We start from the raw sequence: 21,553 nt of genomic DNA, 5'->3' as shown, positions 1-21,553 counted from the left end.
AAGGGGCCGCCCGACGGCGGTCCCTTCCCGCGTTCCCGCGACCCTTCCCGCACCTCCCGTGACGTCAGGGCCGCGCGCACCGGCTCGCCGGTCACAGGGCCGTCGCGGCCCCCAGGACGAGGGCGGCGTCGGCCGGGAGGCCGGCCAGCCGGTGCGCGCGGCCGGTGACGGCGTTCACCCGGAACAGGCCGAGCGGCTCGTCCCCGTCCGCGGCGCTCATCCTGACGACCACCTCGCGGCCGTTCAGCCAGCTCACCACGGCCCCCTCGGCGGGCCGTCCCGCCTCGGGGAGCGGGAGCCGCCGCAGGACGCGCCGCGCCGCGGTGTCGATCACGTGCAGGCCGAGCGGGCCGCGCGCGTCCCGGTGCACCGCCTTGCCGCCGCCCACCGCCGCGGCGTACCTCCCGTTCGGGGAGCCGGCCCAGGTGCCGTACCGCTCGCTGAGCCATGGGGTGGCCCTGTCCGCGGGAAGCTCCCGCGTCGCGGGCACGGAGGTCAGGGCGCCGGTCGTGAAGTCGGTCCGCAGCCGCCGCTCGCCGAGCACGACGGTGAAGTGCCGCCCGTCGGGGGAGACGCGCACCAGCGTGCCCTTCTCGGTGTCGGCCGGTACGAGGACCGGTGACAGGTAGCGCTTCACTCCGCTGCCGAGGTCGTGGGCGACGTAGCGGCGCTCCGCGGCGCTGAGGTACGCGATGCGACGCCCGTCACGGCTGATGGCCGGATCCAGCCGGGGACGCTTCCCGTCGCCGTGCGCGAGGCGCTGGGCGGCGTCGGGGACGCTGACCGTCGACTCGCAGGATCCGCCCTCGCAGTCCCCGGGAGCCGCGTTCGCGGAGGCGCCGGGGGCCAGCCGCAGCGTCCAGCCCGCGCAGACCACGTCGCCGTCCCGCGCCGGGGTGCCCTCGCCGGGACAGCGGGCCGGCACCGCGTACCGGATCACCGAGGAGGTCCGCGGGGCCCGCCACGGGGCAGGGGACGCGGTCGTGCCGGGCGGCGCGGCCTTCGGGGACGCGGCCTTCGAGGGGGTGGTCCCGGGGGAGGCGCCGGTGTCGGCCGGGGAGCCCGTCGGGGAGGGGGCGGGTGTCGGGGTGGCGATCGCCCGTACCGGCTCGTGGCCCTCGATCGCCTCGACGCCGCCGCGGCCGCCCAGCGCCGAGTTCAGCACCTCGCCCCGCTGGAGCACCGTGAAGGCGACGATGAGGGCGACCGGGACGAGCGCCGCCGCCACGGTGAGGAGCACCCCGCGGACCCGGCGGCGCTTGAGCGTGCGCACGCACAGCGCGCTCAGGTCGGGGACGGACGCCTCCCCGGCCGCCGTGGCCATCCTCGCGACCAGGCGCTTCTCGTCGCCCTTGGTGAGGGTCTCGACGGCTTCGGCGATCTCCGTCCGCACGGTCTCCTCGGGCACCCCGAGGACGGCCGCCATCTCCGCACGGGTCCTGCCGTCGTGCAGGCAGGCCACGACCAGCAGCCGCTGCCGGGCCGGGAGCCGCACCAGCGCCGTCGCCCCGGCGGCGCTCGGCCGCTGCAGGAACCGGCGGTAGAGCGCGATCTGGGCGTGCGTGGTGGGGTTCTCCCAGACCGGTGGCGGCCAGGACAGGGCCACGGTGTGGAAGGACCGCAGCACCAGGCGGATGGCCTGCTCGTGGCTACCGGTGAGGAGCAGTGCGGTGCCGACGAGGGAACGCTGATCGCGCTGCACGAACTCGCGATAACCGATATATCGGCGCATGGACGTTTTTGCTCCGGCTTGCCTGAGGGACGTACGACGGTAGCGATCTAAGCGGCTTGAACGGGAAAATGGGGCGATTGTCGGAAATCGGGGAGTCGTGTTCGCCCGTCACCCCGGCCGTGGCACGGACGGGGAACGAGCCCTGCGGTAAGGAGTGCGCGGTCACGTCGGGGTAACGGTGGGGGCGGGCGGGTCATGGCGCCGTAAAGTTTGCCACGTCGAAGATTACGAGACCCCAAGGACGATGATGCCGCAGATCGCCCCACTGGGAGCGGGGGAGCCGGACCGGCTCGGGCCGTTCCGCGTCCTCGGGCGCATCGGCGAGGGCGGGCAGGGCATCGTCTACCTCGGGGTCGACGCCGCCGGGGAGCGGGCGGCGATCAAGTTGCTGCACGTGAAGTTCTCCGGCGACGCCGTCGCCCGGTCGCGGTTCGCCCGGGAGGCACGGGCCGCCCAGCGGGTCGCCTCGTTCTGCACGGCCGGGGTGCTCGACGCCGACCTGGAGGGCGACACCCCCTACATCGCCAGCGAGTACATCGAGGGCAGGTCGCTGCGGGAGGTCGTGGAGAGCGACGGCCCCCTGCGGGGCGCCCCGCTGCAGAGGCTGGCGATCGGCACCGCCACCGCGCTGACCGCGATCCACCACGCCTCGATCGTGCACCGGGACTTCAAGCCGGACAACGTGCTCATCGCCGCCGACGGCCCGCGGGTGGTCGACTTCGGCATCGCCCGCATCCTCGACTCCACCGGCACGATCACCAGCCGGGCCATCGGCACCCCCGCCTACATGGCGCCCGAGCAGATCGCCGGGGCCGACGTCGGGCCGCACACCGACGTCTTCGCCTGGGGCGCGACCATCGCGTTCGCCGCGACCGGCGAGACGGTCTTCGACGGGGGGTCGATCGCCGTGGTGCTCAACCGCATCCTCAACCACGAGCCCGACCTCGGCGTGCTGCCGGAGCCGCTGCGCGGCGTGGTCGGGGCGGCGCTGGCCAAGTCCCCGGTCGGCAGGCCCTCCGCCGACCAGCTCCTGCTCCGGCTGCTCGGCCACCCCGACGGGGCGAGCGCCTCCCCGGCGATCCTCACCCAGGGGGCCGAGGTGGCCGCCCCCGACGAGCCCCGGGCCGGTGACCGGCGCGGCCAGGGGACCGGTCCCGGCACGGACCCCGCCGCGCGCCTCGCCGCGGACCCGGACGGCGACGCCACCAGCCAGCTCCGCCTTCCCGGCTCCGGGACGCGGCCCCGGCCGGGTACGGGGGCCCAGAAAGGCGCGGACAGAGGCCCGGAGAGAGGCGCGGACAGAGGCGCGGAGAGAGGCGCGGGCGGGCCGCCGCCGTCCACCGGCTTCCGGGCCGAGCGTCCCCACGACGACCGGCCCGACCTGTCCGACCGGCCCGACCGGCACGGCGCGTTCGACGGGCACGGCGCGTTCGACGGGCCCGGCCGGGGGGACCGGTACGGCCCGGACGCGGAGGCACGGCCCGGCCGGGACGACCGGTACGCTCCCGCCGCCCAGGGTTTCTCCGCCCCCCTGCGGGACACCACGCCGCTCCCCGGCCCCGACGAGTGGACCGGTCACCCCGAGCACACCGGTCCTGAGCACACCGGTCCCGAGTACGGCGGTCGCGAGCACAGCGGTCCCGAGTACACCGGTCACCCCGAGTGGACCGGCCACCCCGAGCACGCCGGTCACCCCGGTCACGGCGCCCCGGTGTCGCCGCCGAGCTGGCAGGGGCCCGTACGCACCGGAGGGCCGGACGGGCCCGGACGCCCGCGCCGGGGACGCTGGATCGCCGCCGCGCTGGCCCTGTTGCTGCTCGCGGGGGCGGCCGCCGCCGTCGTCTGGTGGCCGCGGACCCCCTCCGGGGGCACGCCCGTGCGGCCCTCCGGGGAGGTGTTCACCTCCGTGGTGGACAAGGCCGCCAGGACCGGCAGGCTCGTCGTCGGCATGCGCGACCACCTGCCCGGTGTCGCGCTGCGGAACGGCGACAGGTGGAGCGGCTTCGAGGTCGACCTGGCCCTGGAGATCGCCGAGGCGCTGGGGGTGCCGGAGAGCGGCGTGACCTTCCGGAGCACCGCCCGTGACGAACGGCCGAGGCTGCTGGCGGCCGGAGACGTCGACATGGTGCTGGCCACGTACCCGATCAACGAGGTCGACGACGTGACCTTCGCCGGGCCCTACTACCTCGCGCACGTCGACGTGCTGGTCAAGGACGAATCGCCCATCCGTACCGTGAAGGGCCTGGAGGGCAGCCGGATGTGCCGGCCCGAGGCGAGCGCCTCGGTCGCCGCGCTGCAGAAGGCGGTGGCACGGATGGAGCTCCTGCCCGCGCGGACCTACGCCGAGTGCATGGAGATGCTGCGGGACGGCCGGGTCGACGCGGTCCCCGGCGACGACCTGCTGCTGGCCGGCTACGGCGACCGGGAGAGCGTCCGGCACCGGCTGCTCGGCCTGGAGCTCACCGACGAGCGCTACGCGGTGGCGCTCAAGCGGGGCGACGAGCGCACCTGCGAGGCCGTCAGGGGGGCGATCGCCGAGCTCCACCGGAACGGCACGGTCCGCGGGCTGCTCGACCGGCACTTCTCCCGGGTCGGCTTCCCCGGCCGGGAGAACGACCTCCCGGCCATGGCGGCCTGCGGCTGAGACCCGTCCTGCCGGCCGGGGGCGATCGCTGAGGCCCGTCCCACCGGCCCGGGGGCCGATCGGGGTACTCGCCGGACGGCCGTCCGCGACGGACGGGTAACATCCGAGCGTCACAGTTCATCCTTCGAGTGGGGGAAGGTCATGGCCCAGACTCCCGTAAAGGTCACCGTCACCGGTGCCGCCGGTCAGATCGGCTACGCGTTGCTCTTCCGCATCGCCTCGGGCCAGTTGCTGGGCGCCGACGTCCCGGTCACGCTGAGCCTGCTGGAGATCCCGCAGGCCGTGAAGGCCGCCGAGGGCACCGCGATGGAGCTCGACGACTGCGCGTTCCCGCTGCTGCGCGGCATCGAGGTCACCGACGACCCGAACACGGCGTTCAACGGCGTCAACGTGGCGCTGCTGGTCGGGGCCCGTCCCCGGAGCAAGGGCATGGAGCGCGGCGACCTCCTCCAGGCCAACGGCGGCATCTTCGGCCCGCAGGGCAAGGCGATCAACGACAACGCCGCCGACGACGTCCGCGTGCTGGTGGTCGGCAACCCGGCCAACACCAACGCGCTCATCGCGCAGCAGAACGCCCCCGACGTCCCGGCGGAGCGCTTCACCGCGATGACCCGCCTGGACCACAACCGGGCGCTGTCCCAGCTCGCCGCCAAGCTCCAGGTCCCGGTCGCCGAGATCAAGAAGATGACCATCTGGGGCAACCACTCCGCCACCCAGTACCCGGACCTCTTCCACGCCGAGGTCGGCGGCAAGGTCGCGGCCGAGCTGGTCGACGAGACCTGGCTGCGCGACACCTTCATCCCCACCGTGGCCAAGCGCGGCGCGGCCATCATCGAGGCCCGGGGCGCGTCCTCGGCCGCCTCGGCCGCCAACGCCGCGATCGACCACGTCTTCGACTGGGTCAACGGCACCGACTGGACCTCGGCCGCCATCCCCTCCGACGGCTCGTACGGCGTCCCTGAGGGTCTGATCTCGTCCTTCCCGGTCGCCTCGCGCGGCGGCAGGTGGGAGATCGTCCAGGGGCTGGAGATCGACGCCTTCTCCCGCGAGAAGATCGACGCCACCGTGGCCGAGCTGGAGGAGGAGCGCTCCGCGGTCCGCGAGCTCGGCCTGATCTGACGCGACCGGCCCCATCCGGTACGGGTCCGGCCCGATCCGGTACAGGGCCGGCTCGGTACGGGCCCGGCCCGGCCGGAAAGGCGGCGTGTCGCTCATCGCCGGGCGGCGCGTCCCGTCGTTCAATGATCACTTGTGGTCGGGGGATCGATGGTCCGGGGGCACGCCGCGGCGCGGGTCGCCGCCGGTGTGCTCTGTCTCGTGCTCGCGGCGCTGCCCCGGGCGGCGCTCGCCTCGCCGGAGGGCGACGGCTGGGGCGGCGCCGACCTGTCGGTGCGGCTGCTGGTCTCCCCGGCCAGGGCCCAGCCGGGCCGCCTCCTGAGCTACCGGGCCGAGGTGGGCAACGCCGGGCCGGGTGACGCGGTGCTGCCCGTGCTGACCGTCCGGCTGCCGGACGGGGTGGACGTGCTGGGCTCCGACGTCGCCGAGTGCCTGCCCGGCGTCGTGGCCGGGGAGGTGGTCTGCGCCTCGTCCGCCGACGTCCCGGCCGGGACGTCCGGCGGGGTGAGGATCGACGCGATGGTGCGGCCCGGCGCGCGGGGCCCGCTGGAGGCGAGCGCCACGCTCTCCTCCGGGGTCGTGGACGGCGACGAGACGAACAACTCCACGCGGACCCTGACCGAGGTGGGGGAGGGGACGGACCTGGCGGTCACGGTGTCGCGCCGGGTCCGGGCCGGTCGCCTCGTCGTGATGTCCGCGGTGGTGCGCAACCGCGGGCCGCGGCGCGTCCACGACGCCGGGATCCTCCTCGACACCGGCGGGGCACGGCTGCTGGCGGCGCGCGGCGCGCGGTGCGACTCCCGCCCGGGCCGTACCGGCTGCCTGCTGCGCGCGCTCGGCGCGGGCGGGAGGGCGAGCCTGCTGCTCGCCTTCGCGGCCCGCGACCGCGGGGGGCGGGCGGAGGCGACCGTCCACTCGGCACGGGTGGGCGACCGCCGTCCCGCCAACAACACGGCCCGTTTCCGGCTGGGCTAGTCCCGGCCGGTCAGGGCGGCCCAGGCGTCGGCGACGACGTCGCGGACCGACGGGTGCTCGGGCTTCCAGCCCAGCTCGTCCCGGATCTTCTCGGACGAGGCCACCAGCACGGCCGGGTCACCGGCGCGGCGCTCGCGTACCACCGAGGGGATCTCGTGACCGGTCACCTCGCGGCAGACCGAGAGCACCTCCTGCACCGAGAAGCCGGTCCCGCTGCCCAGGTTGTAGATCCGGTGCTCGCCCGGGGTGCAGGCGTCCAGCGCCAGCAGGTGGGCCCCGGCCAGGTCGGCCAGGTGGATGTAGTCGCGCACGCATGTGCCGTCGGGGGTCGGGTAGTCCGTGCCGAACACGCTGACCGGCTCGCGCCCGCCGAGCGCGACGGCGAGGACGTTAGGGATCAGGTGGGTCTCCACGGTGTGACGCTCGCGGTAGACGCGGCCGTCCCGGTCGGTGTACGCGCCGCCCACGTTGAAGTAGCGCAGGCTCACCGCGGCCAGCCCGTACATCCCGGCGAACGCGCTCAGCGCGGTGTCGACCGCGAGCTTGGACGCGCCGTAGGGGTTGGTCGGCCGGGTGGGGTCGGTCTCCCTGATCGGGGAGCGCTCGGGCTCGCCGTAGGTGGCGGCGGTGGAGGAGAAGACGATCCGGCCCACCCCGGCGCTCCGCATGGCGTCGAGCAGGGCGAGGGTGCCGCCGAGGTTGTGCGCCCAGTACAGGTCCGGCCGCTGTACGGACTCGCCGACCAGCGACTTCGCCGCGAAGTGCAGCACGCCCTCCACCCCGTCGAGCACCCCGGCGGCGTCGGTGATCGACCCCTCGACGAACCGGGCGCCCGGCGGGACCGCGTCGGCGTGGCCGGTGGACAGATCGTCCAGCACGGTGACCTCGTGGCCCGCTTCGACGAGTTGCGCCGCCACGGCGCTGCCTATGTATCCGGCGCCGCCGGTGACGAGCAGCTTCACGGATCCTCCTGTTGGATGATGTTTGGACTTGTTGACTTTTGTAAGTCTAGCGCCAGCATATGCTGGCACATCACATATCGGCCACCGCCGGAACGGGCGGCCGCCATGACGGAGACGACCTCGTGAACAGCGTCCTGGCGAACATCGCCCTGGTCATGATCTTCGTACTGATCGGAGGGTTCTTCGCCGCAGCAGAGATGGCCATGGTCTCCCTGAGGGAGAGCCAGGTGCGGCGGCTCGACGCTCAGGGCCGCAGGGGGGCCAGGGCCGCGAAGCTCGCCCGCGACCCCAACCGCTTCCTGTCCGCGGTGCAGATCGGCGTCACCGTGGCCACCATGCTCTCCGCGGCCTTCGGCGCCGACACCCTGGCCAAGGACCTCATCCCGGTGGTGACCGGCTGGGGGGTCCCCGCGGCCGTGACGGCCCCGCTCGCGCTGGTCCTGGTGACGCTGGCGATCTCGTACGCCTCGCTGGTGCTGGGCGAGCTCGCCCCCAAGCGGATCGCCAGGCAGCGGGCCGAGGGGATCTCCCTGCTGGTCGCGCCGTTCCTCGACCGGATGGCCGCGCTGTCGCGGCCGATCATCTGGGGGCTGTCGAAGTCCACCGACGGGGTGGTCAAACTCCTGGGCGGCAACCCTGACGCCGACCGCGAGGAGATCTCCACCGAGGAACTGCGCGACATGGTGGTCGGCCACCAGGAGCTCACCGCCGACGAGCGCCACCTGATCGGGGAGGTCTTCGCGGCGGGCAAGCGGCAGCTGCGCGAGGTCATGCTGCCGCGCACCGAGGTGGAGTTCATGTCCGCGGACACGCGGCTGGCCGAGGCGGCGGTCATGGCCGCGGCCATGCCGCACTCCCGCTTCCCGGTCTACCGCGACTCCTACGATGACATCGTGGGCTTCGTCCACATCCGCGACCTGCTGGACCCGGTGCTGACCGGCTCCATCGAGCCGATCAGCGAGCTGGTGCCGATCCGCCCGGTCAAACTGGTCCCCACCAGCAAGCGGCTGATGGCCACCCTCTCGGAGATGCGCAAGGAGGGCCACCACCTGGCGATCGTGGTGGACGAGTACGGCGGCACCGCCGGCATCGTCACCCTGGAGGACCTGGTCGAGGAGCTCATCGGCGACATCCGCGACGAGCACGACGTGGAGGACGAGCACGTCGCGCTGCCCGCGGGGGAGGCGGAGCTGGACGGGCTGGCGACCCTCGACGAGGTGGCGACCTCCAGCGGCGTCCGCCTGCCCGACGGCCCGTACGAGACCCTGGGCGGGTTCCTGATGTCCTCCCTCGGCCACCTTCCGGTGCTGGGGGAGCGGGTGGAGGTCCCCGGATTCGACATGACCGTCACCGAGATGGACGGCCGCAGGGTCTCCCGGGTGAGGATCAAGCGGAACACCTCCCGCCAGGACGCGCAGGCCGCCGCCCCCGAGGACTGACCCGGCACCGCGCCGGTACCCGTGCCCGGGTGCGGACCAGTCCGCGTCGGGCCGTGGGCGGTGCCCGTGCCCGGGAGACCCCGGGGCGGAGGAGGCGCCGGGGGCCGGGAACCGGGGGGACCAGGGGACCAGGGACCGGTGGGCGTTTCCGCCCTGGGCACCGATCACTCCGGACAGCTGACACAATTGTGTGCCATGGCCAGTCCTCGCGTCCTGTCGGGAATCCAGCCCACCGCCGACTCCTTCCACCTGGGCAACTACCTCGGTGCCGTACGGCAGTACGTCGCCATGCAGGAGGGCCACGACGCGTTCTACTGCGTCGTCGACCTGCACGCGATCACGGTGGACTACCGGCCGGAGGAGCTGCGCAGGCGCACCAGGGTGGCCGCCGCCCAGCTCTTCGCCGCGGGCCTGGACCCGGAGCGCTCCACGGTCTTCGTGCAGAGCCACGTCCGCGAGCACACCGAGCTGGCCTGGGTGCTGATCTGCCTCACCGGCATGGGCGAGGCCGGCCGGATGACCCAGTTCAAGGACAAGTCCGCCAAGCAGGGCGAGAGCTCGGCCAGCGTGGGGCTGTTCACCTACCCCATCCTGCAGGCCGCGGACATCCTGCTCTACCAGGCCAACAGGGTGCCGGTGGGCGCCGACCAGAAGCAGCACCTGGAGCTCACCCGCGACCTGGCGCAGCGCTTCAACCACCGCTTCGGCGAGACCTTCACGCTGCCCGAGCCGCACATCGTCAAGGGGGTCGAGAAGATCACCGACCTCCAGGAGCCGACGGCGAAGATGTCGAAGTCCTCCTCCTCCGCCGCGGGCATCCTCGACCTGCTGGAGCAGCCGGGCCCGCTCCGCAAGAAGATCATGCGCGCCGTCACCGACACCGGCTCCGAGGTCCTGGCCGACGACGAGAACAAGCCGGGCGTCACCAACCTGCTGCGCATCCAGTCCGCGCTGAGCGGTGTCCCCATCCCCGAGCTGGAGGCCCGCTACGCCGGTCAGGGGTACGGGACCTTCAAGAAGGACGTCGCCGAGCTGGTGGTCGACACCTTCACCCCGATCCGCGAGCGGACCGAGAAGCTGCTCGCCGACGAGGCCGAGCTCGACCGGATGCTCGCCGTCGGCGCCGCGCGGGCCCGCGCGGTGGCCGCCGAGACCATGGCCAGGGTGCGCGACCGGGTGGGGTTCCTGCCCACCCCGTGATCGGCGGCCCCGACCCGCCCGATCCGCGCGAAGGCCCCGACCCCCGGTCTGTCGTCACCCCGCCTCACCCGTCACGTCCGCTCCACCTCCCCGTCCTCGCCCCGCCCGTCACACCCGGTCTGGCCCGCATCGCGAGCCCCCGCACGGACGGCGGTCTTTCCGTCGCCGTACGCGGTCGAGACGGCGGTGACGGGGTAGGGGGCGCAGGTGACAGGTGTATGGGAACGCATGCGGACGGTCCAGGAACGGTTCGGGGCCCGGCTCGGCTCGGCCCGGGTCAGGTGGCACTGGCTGGACCATCTGGTCAGGACCTTCCAGCGTTACCAGATCCAGTCCGGCGACCGGCTCGCCGGGGCGGTCAGCTACTTCGCCTTCCTGTCGTTCTTCCCGGTCGTCGCGCTGGCCTTCGCGGTCTTCGGCTACTTCCTCGCCGTCACCCCCGACGCCCCGGACACCCTGCGCAAGGCCATCGACCAGTACCTGCCGGGCCTGGCCGACAAGCTGCCGATCCAGGAGATCGCCGACTCGCGGACCAGCGCCGGGATCATCGGCCTGCTCGGCCTGCTCTACGCCGGGCTCGGCGCGATCGACGCGCTGCGCGGCGCGCTGCGCGAGATCTCCATGACCACCGAGGCGCCGCTCGGCTTCGCCATGGCCAAGCTCAGGGACCTGGCCGGGCTCGTCCTGGTCGGCACCACGATGGTGGCCTCGGTGCTGGTCGCGGGCTTCGCCACCCAGGCCAGCGGGACGGTGGCCGGATGGGTGGGGCTGTCGGGGTCGGTGGTGGCCACCACCACGATCTGGCTGGTCGGCCTGGCGGTGAGCGTGCTCGCCGACGTCGTGGTGTTCCTGATCCTGCTGCGCTGGCTGGGCCGCCTCCGGCAGCCGTTCCCGGTGCTGCTGCGCGGCGCCCTGTTCGGCGCGATCGGCTTCGCCCTGCTCAAGCAGCTCGCCGCGCTGGTGCTGTCCAGCACCCTGAACAACCCCGTCTACGGGGTGTTCGCCGTGGTGGTCGGGCTGCTCGTGTGGATCAACCTCTCGGCCCGGGTGATCATGTACGCCGCCGCCTGGACGGCCACCGCCTCGCTCGGCCCGCCGCCCGACCCCACGCCGGTCCCGGCGACCGCCATCCCCGTCTGAGCCGCGGATGACCGGCGGGTGACCGGCGGGGTCCGGCGGTCGCGCTCAGCGGAAGCGCCGGCGCAGGCCGTACGCCAGCCAGGCCAGGCCGCCCAGCAGGCCGGCGCCCAGGACGTAGTAGCCGATCGGGACGTTCCCGCCGGCGGGACGGGCCGCGCCGGGCGGGTCGGTCGCGGCGACCGGTGCCGGGACGGCCGGGGGCGCGGGGGTGGCGGGCGCGATGGGGGACGGGGTGACCGCGGGGGCCGGGTCGACCAGCCGCCCGACCGGGGTGACCCGGCCGCGGTTGGCGAAGCCCCAGTCGAGCAGGTCGGCGACCTCGTCCCAGAAGTAGCCGTCGTGGCGCATGATCGACACGATGATCGTGTGGCCGTTCCGCCGGGCCGCGCCGACGAAGCTGCCCTGGGCCTTGGAGGTCCAGCCGTTCTTGACGCCGATCATGCCCTTGTAGCGCCAGAGCAGCTTGTTGTGGTTGCCGATCTCGTAGTAGCCCTTGGGTGCCGGGAATTTGTCCGTCTTCAAGCTGATATATCGGCGGAAATCAGGGTTGGCCAGGCCGGCGCGGGCGATCAGGGCCAGGTCGTAGGCCGAGCTGCTCTGCCCGGGCTTGTCCAGCCCGCTCGGGGTCCTGGCCACGGTGTCGAACGCCTGCAGGCGCCTGGCCTCGGCGTTCATGTCGGCCAGGGTGGCCGTCAGGCCGCCGTTGGCCTCGGCCAGCGCCATCGCGCTGTCGTTGCCGGAGACCAGCAGCAGCGCCTTGAACAGGTCCTCGACGGTGTAGAGCGGCTTGGGGACCAGGCCGACCGCGCTGCCCTCCTCGTTCACCGCGCGCCGGCTCGGCGTGACCTTCCGGCTCTTGTCCAGCCTGGGGATCAGGGTGAGGGCGGTGAGCGCCTTGAGCGTGCTCGCGGGCAGGTAGCGCCCGTGGGCGTCCTTGGCGGCCAGCACCGCGCCGGTCCCGGCGTCGGCGATCACGTACGCCCTGGCGGCCGTCTTGGGCGGGGCCTTCACGCCCGAGGGGACGATGAGCCCCCGCTCCCCGAGCCGGGAACCGCCGACCGGTTCCCCCGCGCCGTTCGGCCCGAGCGGGCCGGTGCCCGACGGGCCGGCTCCCCGCGAACCGGTGCCCGCAGCCTGCGAACCGGTGCCCGGCAGCGCGGCGATACCCGGCGAGGTGCCCGGTGCGGCGCCCGGTGCGGTGCCCGCGGGCGTGCCCGGCGCCCGGGCCCCGGCCTGTGCGGGCGCGCCGAGGAAGGCGGTCGCCGCGAGCAGCACCCCGACGGGCGCGACGTGTCTGGTCCCCATGATGATCTCAGGGTAGCTTCGTGCCGGTTCGCATGGAGTACAGGTGCCCTGACCGGCTACGCACCACTCGGCGGAATACTGACATCATGCAAATATCGCGAAAGATCGCCGCTTTTCTGATCGGCCTTGCCGCTTTCATGATCTTTGAATGGATCAACCTTGGCTTCAACCTCGCGGACGGTCATCCCACGTCGTTCTACGTGGTCCACGGGATCCTGGTCGCGGTCAACCTGGTGCTGGCCGTGGTGCTCGGCGCGATCGGCCTGCGGGCACTGCGCGGCTTGCGGGAGGCGAGGTGACCGGTGTGACCGGTATGACCGGGACGGCCGCGGCGGGGTGACCGGGGAGCGGGCCGGAACCGCTCAGGCGGGACGGCTCAGCGTCGAGACGGTCCTGCGGTGCAGCTCGGCGGCCTCCTCGGCGGAGTCGCCGATGCTGGTGAACCCGAGCTTGCCGAACTCGGTGACCGCGCCCAGCAGGTGCAGCACGTTCCCGGTACGGCGCTCCCGGTCGAAGCCGAGGCCCTCCTCCTGGACCAGCTTGACGACCTCCCCGGGGGTGCGTCCCCGCAGGCAGGGGGCGGCGCAGTTGTCCGTCGCCACGTAGTGCTTGGCCGTGCCCTCGTGCACGAGCAGGCCGCTGCCGGGGTCGTAGGAGGCGCCGGTGGTCAGGACCGCGGCCCCGAACGGGTGGGTGGTCCCGCCGATGCGCAGGTTGATCTCGCACAGCAGCGTCCGGTAGCCGCCGCCGGCCTTGACGGCGAAGAAGTCGACGCCGAACAGTCCCACCACGCCGCGGTCCGCGAGGATGCGGGCGATCCGCTCGGCGTACGCGCTGAGCTCGGCCCGGTACTCCTGGCGCGCGGGGAAGCTGCACCCCTGGTAGACGTCGTCGTTGGGGCCGCCGAGGACCTGCTCGTGGGTGGCGACCACGTCGACGGTGCCGCCCGGGGTGATCCTGGCCAGCGCGCTGGGGGAGCGCAGCGGCCGGTCCTCGATGAACTCCTCGACCACCGCCCCCCGCTCGGCGATCTTCTCGGCGAACGTCGCCCAGTTCTCGTCCGGCGCGGAGAAGCTCGTGGGGCAGTCGGTGATCGGGCGGTCGTCCCTGGTCAGGATGGCGTTGCCCATCCCCGAGTAGCTGTTGTTCAGCTTGACCATCAGCCGGGGCGCCGGGCTCATCGCGCGGGCGGCGCGCTCCACCTCGGTCAGCGACCGCAGGTCCCCGAACCCCCTGACCGTCGGCACCTCTGCCTGTGCGCCGAGCGTCCGCCCGCCGCTCTTGGAGCCCAGGTGGGCCAGGGCGGTGGGAGGGCCGTAGATCGGCAGGGAGAGGATCGCGGCCAGGCGCTCCTCGTACTCGCTGACCACGAACGGGACCATCCAGGCGCCCCCGTCGTCCTCGCGGGGGAGGCCGAGCGACGCGCGCAGGTGCTCGATCACGTCCGGGCGCCGGAGCAGCGCCTCGCTGAGCGGGTGCGTGTCGGGATCGTCCAAACTGATCATTTGCAGCCGCGTGCGGGCCTCGTCGGGATCGTCGAGGAAGCTCAGGTAGTAGTCCACGATCGCCCCGTCCACGGGCAGCGAGGTCACGTAGACGACCGAGACGCCGGGCCTTCTGAGGGTCAGCAGCAGGAACAGCAGCCGCTCCTCGTAGCAGCGGGCCGCGGGGATGCTGCGCAGCTCCTCCTGAGGAAGGGAGAGCGAGGGAATGACCAACAGGGCGCCCTCGTCCGGTTCGAATATGCTCAAACGCGACCATCTCTTCCCGAATGGGATGTTAGTGATCATATGCGAAGTGAAACACGCACTCTTCCTGTTTACATCACTCCGTCGGGTGCGATGACCGGCACCTGAGGGTCACGTAAATTGCCAGGTAGGCGAGGTTTGGGAGAGCCGTGCGGCCGCCTTTCCCACCGGATCCGCCGCCGCGAGGGACCAGTGTCCCCATGGTCAATCGGAGCCATCTTTCGTGGTCCCCCTGAGGCGCAAGTGCCAGAAGAGGAACGTGAGGTGACAAAACATTTGGGCCGGATGTCGGCGAGCCCCTCGGGGAGAGCGATAAAGTCGTTGTCATCGCCGACGCGACGGCTACCCCGGACCACCGGTCCGCCGTTCCCGCGCCGGTGACGGACCAGTCCGCGCAGATGCGGTCCGGGAGACCCACCCCGGCCCGTCGGCGCGGCGATCGCTTTTTTCGAGGCGGCCCCGTGGACACAGAGATCCCGGACGGTCGCACAGGTGCGTCGAGGATCCACAGCCCGCCGGCGCGGATGGGACGGTGAGCAATGCGGGGGCGTAATTTGCGGGGAGAGCTCGACACGTTCCTTGCCGCTGGCGAGCAGGAACTGATCGGTTTCCGTCGAGACCTGCACATGCATCCCGAGCTCGCGTTCGCCGAGTACCGCACCACCCAGCGTGTCGCCGAGCGCCTGAGCGCCGCCGGCCTCGTCCCCTCGGTGCTGCCGCGCGGCACCGGCCTGCTCTGCGACGTCGGCAGCGGTGACGGCCCGACCGTGGCGCTCCGGGCCGACCTGGACGCGCTGCCGGTGCCGGACGAGAAGGACGTCCCCTACAGCTCGACGGTCCCGGGCGTCTGCCACGCCTGCGGGCACGACGTGCACACCACGATCCTGCTCGGCACCTCGCTGTTCCTGGCCCAGCAGGCCGAGGCGGGCCTGCTGCCCGGCCGGGTCCGGCTGATCTTCCAGCCCGCCGAGGAGCTTCCCGGCGGCGCGCTGGAGGTCATGTCCGCGGGCGGCATCAGCGGTGTCGACCGCATCTTCGGGCTGCACTGCGACCCGCGCCTGGACGTCGGCAAGGTCGGCCTCAAGACCGGCCCGATCACCTCCGCCTGCGACCGGGTCACGATCCGGGTGAGCGGCCCCGGCGGGCACACCGCCCGGCCGCACCTCACCGCGGACCTGGTCTTCGCGCTCGCCAAGATCCTCACGGAGCTGCCCGCCGCGCTCTCCCGGCGGATCGACCCCCGTTCCTCGCTGAGCCTGGTCTGGGGACGGGTCGAGGCGGGCTCGGTCGCCAACGCCATCCCGGACGACGGCATCGCCGAGGGCACCGTGCGCTGCCTGGACGAGGCCGCCTGGCACGCGGCCCCCGACATGATCAAGTCGCTGCTGGAGTCGGTCGCGGGCGCGTACGGCGTCGAGGCCGAGATGGACTACGTGCGCGGCGTGCCGCCGGTGGTCAACGACAAGGTCAGCGTGCAGATGCTGGCCGAGGCCGCCGAGGGCGTGCTCGGCCAGGGTGCCCCGGTCCCCACCGAGCAGAGCCTGGGCGGCGAGGACTTCGGCTGGTACCTGGAGTCCATCCCCGGCGCGTTCGCCCGGCTGGGCACCCGCCGGAAGGGATCGACCGAGTCGGCCGACATCCACCAGGGCACCTTCGACGTGGACGAGAGCGCCATCGGCACCGGAGTGCGCTTCCTGGCCGCGACCGCGCTGACCGCGCTCTGGGAGGGTCAGCGCCCGGTCAGTGACGACGCCCTGATGGCCGTGAACGCCGACAACTAGCCCCCGCCGAGCAACTTCGGACATATTTGGGCAAAATTACTCAACGGATCCGGTCAGAGGGGCATCGGGGACCGGAGCCGGGCGGGGGCCCGGCCACCAGGGCCGTCCGGTGTCCCCCGCGCGGTGGTTTCGTCACGCTGCGTGTGTCACAGGGCGGCCTGAGCTGGATAACGGACCTGTTGCGGACTGGTGTGACGGTTTGGTCAACCCTGACGGACCAACTATCTTCCGTGCAGGGTTGCCGTGCGTCTCTTCGCGCGTGCACTGAGAACGCGAAGGGAGTCATCTTGCTTCAGAACCGATTCGGCAAGCTGGCCGCGACCGCACTGGCGGGCAGCATGCTCATGGGAGCTGCCGCGTGTGGTGGAAGCGAGGAACCGACCACGTCGGCCCAGCCGAGCGGGGCCGCCAGCAGTGCGGCGTCGGCCGCGACCGGACCCAAGGTCGGTCTCGCGTACGACATCGGCGGGCGTGGTGACCAGTCGTTCAACGACTCCGCGGCGGCCGGTCTGGACAAGGCCAAGGCCGAGCTGGGCCTGGCCGAGACCAACGAGCTCGAGGCCGGCACCGGTGAGACCGAGGCCGCCAAGGAGGAGCGGCTCCGCCTGCTCGCCGACGGCGGCTTCAACCCGATCATCGCGGTGGGCTTCGCCTACTCCAACCCGGTCAAGAAGGTCGCGACCGAGTTCCCCGACATCAAGTTCGCGATCGTGGACGACGCCGCCGCGGCCGCTCCCAACATCTCCAACCTCCTCTTCGCCGAGCACGAGGGCTCCTTCCTGGTCGGCGCCGCCGCGGCGCTGAAGAGCAAGAAGAACCACGTGGGCTTCGTCGGCGGCGTCCAGGTGCCGCTGATCAACAAGTTCGAGGCCGGGTTCATCGCCGGTGCCAAGGCGGTCAAGTCCGACATCAAGGTCGACGTCAAGTACCTGACCCAGCCGCCGGACTTCACCGGCTTCAACGACCCGGCCAAGGGCAAGACCGCGGCCGAGGGCATGTTCGACGCGGGCGCCGACGTGGTCTACCAGGCCGCGGGCGGCTCCGGCGGCGGCGTGTTCGAGGCGGCCAAGGCCGCCAAGGGCCTGGCCATCGGCGTCGACTCCGACCAGGCGAAGACCGCGGCCCCCGAGCTGCAGGGCGTCATCATGACCTCCATGGTCAAGAAGGTCGACGTCGCCGTCTTCGACTTCCTGAAGAGCTTCACCACCAACTCGGTGAAGGCCGGCACGACGACCTACGACCTCAAGGCCGACGGCGTCGACTACTCCACCACCGGTGGCCAGGTCGACGACGTCAAGTCCAAGCTCGACGAGTACAAGCAGAAGATCATCTCCGGCGAGCTGACCGTCCCGGACAAGACCTCCTGATCCGAACGCTCACGCGGGGCCCGGCGGACATCCTCCTCCGGGCCCTTCGCCCTATCCTCACCACCACGTTCCGTATCGGGCATCCGTGCGGAGGAGGCCGTCATCAGCACCCCGGCACCGGCCGTCGAGCTCGAGGGGATCACCAAACGATTCCCCGGCGTCGTCGCCAACCGCGACATCTCCCTTTCCGTACGGCAGGGACACGTGCACGCCGTCGTCGGCGAGAACGGCGCGGGCAAGTCCACCCTCATGAAGATCCTGTACGGCATGCAGCGCCCGGACGAGGGACGGATCCGCGTCAACGGCGCCGAGGTGGGCTTCCGCTCCCCCGGTGACGCGATCGGGGTGGGCATCGGCATGGTCCACCAGCACTTCATGCTGGCCGGCAACCTGACCGTGCTGGAGAACGTGATCCTGGGCAGCGAGCCCCGCAAGAGGGGCGTCGCCATCGACTTCGGCGCCGCCCGCGCCAGGATCCGGGAGATCTCCGACTCCTACGGCCTGGGCATCGACCCGGACGTCACCGTCGAGGACCTGGGGGTGGGCGCCCGCCAGCGGGTGGAGATCCTCAAGGTCCTCTACCGCGGGGCCCGGATCCTCATCCTGGACGAGCCGACCGCCGTGCTCGTGCCGCAGGAGGTCAAGGAGCTCTTCGCCAACCTGCGCGAGCTGGTCCGCGAGGGGCTCACGATCATCTTCATCTCGCACAAGCTGGACGAGGTCCTCTCGGTGGCCGACGCTATCACCGTCATCCGCCGCGGCACGACCGTGGCCGAGGTGGACCCCAAGGACGTGAGCGCCCGGCAGCTCGCCGAGCTCATGGTCGGCAGCGAGCTGCCCAGCCCGCAGACCGGCGAGTCCACGGTCACCGACACGGTGGCGATCTCGGTGCGGGACCTGAGGGTCCACTCGGACGGGGAACGCTGCGTCGTGGACGACGTGAGCTTCGACATCCGCAGGGGCGAGGTGCTGGGCATCGCCGGGGTCGAGGGCAACGGCCAGGCCGAGCTCGTCGAGGCCATCATGGGCATGCGCCCGGCCGACGGCGAGATCCGGCTCGGCGAGCACGACATCTCCGGCTGGACGACCCTGCGCCGCCGCGAGGCCGGCATCGGCTACATCCCCGAGGATCGCCACCGGCACGGCCTGCTGCTGGAGGCCCCGCTGTGGGAGAACCGCATCCTCGGCCACCAGACGCGCAGGCCCAACGTCAAGGGGCCCTGGATCGACCGCGCGGGAGCCCGCGAGGACACCCGCCGCATCGTCGAGAGCTACGACGTCCGCACGCCGGGCATCGACGTGGACGCCTCCGCGCTGTCCGGCGGCAACCAGCAGAAACTGATCGTCGGCCGGGAGATGAGCGGGGACCCCGTCTTCCTGATCGCGTCCCATCCCACCCGCGGTGTCGACGTGGGAGCCCAGGCCGCGATCTGGGACCACCTGCGCGCGGCACGCGCCGCGGGCCTGGCGGTCCTGCTCATCTCGGCCGACCTGGACGAGCTGATCGGCCTGTCGGACACCCTCAGGGTGATCCTGCGCGGCCGCATCGTCGCCGAGGTCGACCCCAAGGACGTGACGCCGGAGCGGCTCGGCTCGGCCATGACGGGTGCTGGAGAGGCGGCATGAACACCCACGTAGCGCACACGCCCCCCGGGACGCCCGGATGAGCGCGAAAGAATCGACCTTCGCCGACCGGCTGCTCGGCCGGGTCTCACCGGCGGGGCTGCTCTCGCTCGTCGCGCCGGTCACGGCCATCGTGTTCGCCGCGCTGGTCACCATGGTGATCCTGGGGCTCATCGGCGCCCCGCCGGTGGACACGCTGGTCGCCATGGGCGAGTACGCCGTCCGCCCTCGCTCGATCGTGCTGACCCTGAACGCCGCGACCTACTTCTACCTGTCGGCGCTGGCGGTGGCGATCGGGTTCAAGATGAACCTCTTCAACATCGGCGTCGACGGCCAGTACCGCCTCGCCGCGCTGACCGCCGCGGCCGTCGGCGGCGCGGTCGCGCTGCCCGCCCCGCTGCACGTCGCGCTGATCATCTTCGTCGCCGTGCTGGTCGGTGCCGGCTGGGCGGCCATCGCCGGGCTGCTCAAGGTGCGCCGCGGGGTCAGCGAGGTGATCTCCACGATCATGCTGAACGCCATCGCCACCGCGCTCGGCTCCTGGCTGCTCAACAAGGAGCGCCTGGCCGTCGAGGTCGCGGGCAGCAACAACATCGGCACGAAGCCGATCCCGGCCTCCGGCCAGGTGCCGGGGCTGGCGATCGTCTCGGGCACCCAGACGAAGGTCTTCGGTCTGATCCTGCTCTCGATCGCGATGGGCGTCCTGTTCCACGTGGTGATCAACCGGACCCGCTTCGGGTTCGACCTGCGCGCCACCGGCCGCTCGGAGCCGGCCGCGGTGGCCAGCGGCGTCAACGTCAAGAGGATGATCCTCGTCTCGATGATCCTGTCCGGCGCGGTGGCGGGCCTGGTCGGCATGCCGCAGCTGCTGGGCTCCTCCTACAGCTACAGCCTGGACTTCCCCACCGGTCTCGGCTTCACCGGCATCGCGATCGCGCTGCTGGGCCGCAACCACCCGGTCGGCATCGCGTTCGGAGCTCTGCTGTGGGCCTTCCTCAACACCTCGGCCGGCATCCTGCAGCTGAAGAAGATCTCCCCGGACATCGTCAACATCATGCAGGGGGTGATCGTGCTCTCGGTGATCGTCGCCTATGAGCTGGTGCACCGCTACCAGGTCGCCGCCGAGCAGCGCCGCGTGAGCCGCCAGATGGCGAACACCCCGGCCGAGGAAGGAACGCCGGCATGAGCCAGAACGCCCTCGCCACGCCGGAGGCCCCCTTCCTGAGGCCCGAGACCCCCGCCCGCAGGTTCAGGCTCACCTGGCGGACCCTGCTGCTCGCCCTCGGCGCGCTGGTCCTGCTGCTGTCGTTCACGCGGTCGGTCACCGGCGCCGTCGACCTCACCTCGGCCGGCGCGATCAACGCCGCCATCGCGCTGGCCATCCCCATCGGCCTGGCCGGTCTGGGCGGCCTGTGGGCGGAGCGGGCCGGAGTGGTCAACATCGGCCTCGAAGGCATGATGATCATGGGCACCTGGTGCGGCGCCTGGGGTGCGATCCAGTTCGCCAACCCCTGGGCGGGTGTCGTCGCGGGCGCGATCGGCGGTGCCCTGGGCGGCCTGCTGCACGCGATCGCCACCGTGACGTTCGGCGTCGACCACATCATCTCCGGTGTCGCGATCACCATCCTGAGCGAGGGGGTCACCCGGTTCCTGTCCAAGGTCACCTTCGCCGAGATGCCGGGCGGCGGCGACTCCCAGTCGCCCCCGGTGCCCAAGCCCGAGGTGGTGAGCCTGCCGCTGGTCGGTGATCCGCTCAGGGCCCTGGAGGCCGAGCGGTGGTTCCTGCTCTCGGACGCGGCGGGCATCCTGCGCGGCCTGACCACGAACGTCTCGCTGCTGACGATCCTGGCGATCCTGCTCGTCCCGCTGTCGTACTACGTGCTCTGGCGCACCGCGTTCGGCCTGCGGCTGCGCTCCTGCGGGGAGAGCCCGGTGGCCGCCGAGTCGCTGGGCGTCAACGTCTACCTGCACAAGTACGTCGCCGTCGTCGTCTCCGGTGCCCTGGCGGGCCTGGGCGGCGCATTCCTGGCGCAGGTGGCCGCGAGCGCCTACCGCGAGGGACAGACCGGCGGGCGCGGCTTCATCGGCCTCGCCGCCATGATCTTCGGTAACTGGCGGCCGGGCGGTCTGGCCGGGGGTGCGCTCCTGTTCGGCTACACCGACGCGCTGCAGCTGCGTCGGGGCGGCGAGTCGGTGCACGCGCTGCTGCTCGTGGTGGTGATCCTGCTCGTCGCCGTGGCCGTCTACCAGCTCGTACGGCAGAACCGGACGCGGGCCGCGCTGATCACCGGCGTCGCGGCGGTCGCCGTGTTCGTGGTGTTCGCGCTGACCGACTCGATCCCGTCGGAGTTCACCTCGGTCACCCCGCACATCACCACGCTGCTGGTGCTGTCGCTGGCCGCGCAGCGGCTCCGCCCGCCGGCCGCGAACGGCATGGTGTACCGCAGGGGACAGGGGAAATGACGTGACGGCGGGGCAGGGGGACGTGACACGCACGACGCGACGGGGACGGCCCGCACCG

The 21,553-nt window shown here is 72.3% G+C and carries 16 protein-coding genes; 12 read left to right on the top strand and 4 right to left on the bottom strand.

Annotated features, from left to right (window positions below):
- Positions 1 to 91 precede the first annotated feature (91 nt).
- Entirely contained in the window at positions 92 to 1,702 is a 1,611-nt protein-coding gene (locus ABD832_RS06285; RefSeq protein ID WP_344889708.1) for a sigma factor-like helix-turn-helix DNA-binding protein, read from the bottom strand.
- A gap of 277 nt (positions 1,703 to 1,979) precedes the next feature.
- On the opposite strand from ABD832_RS06285, the gene ABD832_RS06280 reads away from it, so the two are divergent.
- The 3 genes from ABD832_RS06280 (at position 1,980) to ABD832_RS06270 (ending at position 6,467) form a co-directional block, all read left to right on the top strand.
- Entirely contained in the window at positions 1,980 to 4,376 is a 2,397-nt protein-coding gene (locus tag ABD832_RS06280; protein WP_344889705.1) for a protein kinase domain-containing protein, read from the top strand.
- A gap of 141 nt (positions 4,377 to 4,517) precedes the next feature.
- Positions 4,518 to 5,495 (top strand): malate dehydrogenase, encoded by a 978-nt coding sequence (locus tag ABD832_RS06275; RefSeq protein ID WP_344889702.1) that lies wholly within the window; start codon positions 4,518 to 4,520, stop codon positions 5,493 to 5,495.
- 132 nt (positions 5,496 to 5,627) lie between these two features.
- Complete coding sequence (locus tag ABD832_RS06270; protein ID WP_344889700.1) at positions 5,628 to 6,467, top strand: COG1361 family protein; 840 nt, start codon at positions 5,628 to 5,630, stop codon at positions 6,465 to 6,467.
- On the opposite strand, the gene galE is transcribed toward ABD832_RS06270, so the two are convergent.
- Complete coding sequence (galE, locus tag ABD832_RS06265) at positions 6,464 to 7,429, bottom strand: UDP-glucose 4-epimerase GalE (protein WP_344889697.1); 966 nt, start codon at positions 7,427 to 7,429, stop codon at positions 6,464 to 6,466. The genes ABD832_RS06270 and galE overlap by 4 nt on opposite strands.
- A gap of 122 nt (positions 7,430 to 7,551) precedes the next feature.
- On the opposite strand from galE, the gene ABD832_RS06260 reads away from it, so the two are divergent.
- The 3 genes from ABD832_RS06260 to ABD832_RS06250 all read left to right on the top strand — a co-directional run bounded on the left by ABD832_RS06260 (position 7,552) and on the right by ABD832_RS06250 (position 11,208).
- Complete coding sequence (locus ABD832_RS06260) at positions 7,552 to 8,868, top strand: hemolysin family protein (protein WP_344889695.1); 1,317 nt, start codon at positions 7,552 to 7,554, stop codon at positions 8,866 to 8,868.
- Between the two features lie 195 nt (positions 8,869 to 9,063).
- The gene (gene trpS, locus ABD832_RS06255; RefSeq protein ID WP_344889692.1) at positions 9,064 to 10,068 is read left to right on the top strand and encodes a tryptophan--tRNA ligase; all 1,005 of its coding nucleotides are present in this window, start codon (positions 9,064 to 9,066) and stop codon (positions 10,066 to 10,068) included.
- A gap of 228 nt (positions 10,069 to 10,296) precedes the next feature.
- Positions 10,297 to 11,208 carry a YihY/virulence factor BrkB family protein gene (locus tag ABD832_RS06250; protein WP_344889690.1) on the top strand — a complete coding sequence of 304 codons (912 nt, stop codon included), beginning with the start codon at positions 10,297 to 10,299 and terminating at the stop codon, positions 11,206 to 11,208.
- Between the two features lie 45 nt (positions 11,209 to 11,253).
- Here ABD832_RS06250 and ABD832_RS06245 read toward each other — a convergent pair whose 3' ends face one another.
- Positions 11,254 to 12,513, bottom strand: a complete 1,260-nt coding sequence (locus tag ABD832_RS06245; protein WP_344889687.1) for a D-alanyl-D-alanine carboxypeptidase family protein — start codon at positions 12,511 to 12,513, stop codon at positions 11,254 to 11,256.
- A 32-nt stretch (positions 12,514 to 12,545) separates the two neighbouring features.
- Here ABD832_RS06245 and ABD832_RS42045 point away from each other — a divergent pair, with 32 nt between their 5' ends.
- Positions 12,546 to 12,812: an SCO4848 family membrane protein gene (locus tag ABD832_RS42045; protein ID WP_425582577.1), complete on the top strand. Its 267-nt coding sequence runs from the start codon at positions 12,546 to 12,548 to the stop codon at positions 12,810 to 12,812.
- 63 nt (positions 12,813 to 12,875) lie between these two features.
- Here the strand turns inward: ABD832_RS42045 and ABD832_RS06235 are convergent, their stop codons facing one another.
- The gene (locus tag ABD832_RS06235) at positions 12,876 to 14,264 is read right to left on the bottom strand and encodes a peptide ligase PGM1-related protein (protein WP_344889682.1); all 1,389 of its coding nucleotides are present in this window, start codon (positions 14,262 to 14,264) and stop codon (positions 12,876 to 12,878) included.
- Positions 14,265 to 14,800: 536 nt separating this feature from the next.
- Between ABD832_RS06235 and ABD832_RS06230 the strand changes: the two genes are divergently transcribed.
- The 5 genes from ABD832_RS06230 to ABD832_RS06210 all read left to right on the top strand — a co-directional run bounded on the left by ABD832_RS06230 (position 14,801) and on the right by ABD832_RS06210 (position 21,495).
- Positions 14,801 to 16,042 carry a M20 family metallopeptidase gene (locus tag ABD832_RS06230; RefSeq protein WP_344889680.1) on the top strand — a complete coding sequence of 414 codons (1,242 nt, stop codon included), beginning with the start codon at positions 14,801 to 14,803 and terminating at the stop codon, positions 16,040 to 16,042.
- A gap of 287 nt (positions 16,043 to 16,329) precedes the next feature.
- Positions 16,330 to 17,409 (top strand): BMP family lipoprotein, encoded by a 1,080-nt coding sequence (locus ABD832_RS06225; protein ID WP_344889677.1) that lies wholly within the window; start codon positions 16,330 to 16,332, stop codon positions 17,407 to 17,409.
- A gap of 102 nt (positions 17,410 to 17,511) precedes the next feature.
- A complete protein-coding gene (locus tag ABD832_RS06220) occupies positions 17,512 to 19,035 on the top strand; it encodes an ABC transporter ATP-binding protein (protein WP_344893348.1) in 1,524 nt (507 codons plus the stop codon).
- Positions 19,036 to 19,072: 37 nt separating this feature from the next.
- On the top strand, positions 19,073 to 20,218 hold the full coding sequence (locus tag ABD832_RS06215; protein ID WP_344889675.1) for an ABC transporter permease: 1,146 nt from the start codon (positions 19,073 to 19,075) through the stop codon (positions 20,216 to 20,218).
- Positions 20,215 to 21,495 (top strand): ABC transporter permease, encoded by a 1,281-nt coding sequence (locus ABD832_RS06210; RefSeq protein WP_344889673.1) that lies wholly within the window; start codon positions 20,215 to 20,217, stop codon positions 21,493 to 21,495. Before ABD832_RS06215 ends, ABD832_RS06210 begins: the two co-directional genes overlap by 4 nt.
- The last annotated feature ends 58 nt before the right edge of the window (positions 21,496 to 21,553 follow it).

Source organism: Streptosporangium longisporum, from assembly GCF_039534895.1.
In the GTDB taxonomy this organism is placed as follows: Bacteria; Actinomycetota; Actinomycetes; order Streptosporangiales; family Streptosporangiaceae; genus Streptosporangium; species Streptosporangium longisporum.
The sequence above is the reverse complement of the archived record's forward strand: the minus strand, read 5'-3'. Positions and strand labels throughout refer to the sequence as shown.

Coding starts and splice junctions, on each gene's coding strand:
- ABD832_RS42045 (WP_425582577.1), top strand. CDS start 12,546: ATGGAGTACAGGTGCCCTGACCGGCTACGCACCACTCGGCGGAATACT.
- ABD832_RS06245 (WP_344889687.1), bottom strand. CDS start 12,513: ATGGGGACCAGACACGTCGCGCCCGTCGGGGTGCTGCTCGCGGCGACC.
- ABD832_RS06250 (WP_344889690.1), top strand. CDS start 10,297: ATGCGGACGGTCCAGGAACGGTTCGGGGCCCGGCTCGGCTCGGCCCGG.
- ABD832_RS06210 (WP_344889673.1), top strand. CDS start 20,215: ATGAGCCAGAACGCCCTCGCCACGCCGGAGGCCCCCTTCCTGAGGCCC.
- trpS (WP_344889692.1), top strand. CDS start 9,064: ATGGCCAGTCCTCGCGTCCTGTCGGGAATCCAGCCCACCGCCGACTCC.
- ABD832_RS06230 (WP_344889680.1), top strand. CDS start 14,801: ATGCGGGGGCGTAATTTGCGGGGAGAGCTCGACACGTTCCTTGCCGCT.
- ABD832_RS06275 (WP_344889702.1), top strand. CDS start 4,518: ATGGCCCAGACTCCCGTAAAGGTCACCGTCACCGGTGCCGCCGGTCAG.
- ABD832_RS06215 (WP_344889675.1), top strand. CDS start 19,073: ATGAGCGCGAAAGAATCGACCTTCGCCGACCGGCTGCTCGGCCGGGTC.
- ABD832_RS06280 (WP_344889705.1), top strand. CDS start 1,980: ATGCCGCAGATCGCCCCACTGGGAGCGGGGGAGCCGGACCGGCTCGGG.